The organism is Halorhodospira sp. M38, from assembly GCF_022227985.1.
GTDB lineage: Bacteria > Pseudomonadota > Gammaproteobacteria > Nitrococcales > Halorhodospiraceae > Halorhodospira > Halorhodospira halophila_A.
Genome location: NZ_JAJNQP010000089.1, coordinates 1 through 498 on the forward strand (window position 1 = coordinate 1; position 498 = coordinate 498).

Annotated in this window: 1 protein-coding gene; it reads right to left on the minus strand. The window is 68.9% G+C overall.

All coding sequences use genetic code 11. The annotated features are described in order from the left end of the window. The coding region (locus LRA98_RS12910; RefSeq protein ID WP_238640857.1) for a ComEA family DNA-binding protein at positions 1-498 on the minus strand (498 nt) is incomplete at both ends.

A 498-nucleotide genomic window follows, 5' to 3' on the forward strand; every position in this document is an offset into this window, starting at 1 on the left:
TTGTGGAGTCGTTCAGCCGGGCATGCGCCGCGATCTCCCGAAGCCGTTGTGGGCCGATCCCGTCGATGGCCTCGAGCTGCTCGATGCGTTGAATGGGGCGCATGGCAGCGATCGCCGCGGCGCGCTCCGGGCCGACGTGCGGAATCGCTTGGAGCTCCTCAATGGAGGCGGTGTTGAGGTCGATCGGTCCCTGCGGTGTCTCCGGCGCCTGGCGCGGTTGGCTGCGCTGGCCCTGTTTCCCATCCACTGGGCTGGCCGGCTCCAGGCGCAGTTGTGCATGGTCCGCGAAGATCTCCAGCAATTCCTCCTGCAGCACGGTCCGTGGTCCCCGCGCCAGGGCTAAGTCATCCACATCGAAAAGCAGTGCGGCCCGCCGCTCGCCGTCCACCCCCTGCGCAGCCTTCTCGGCAAGCAGGGCGAGCACGATCCGGTGCGCGTCTTGTGCCGGGTGCACCGCAGCACGGCAGCGCTCGAGCTCCGCCGCAACCGCCTCGAACC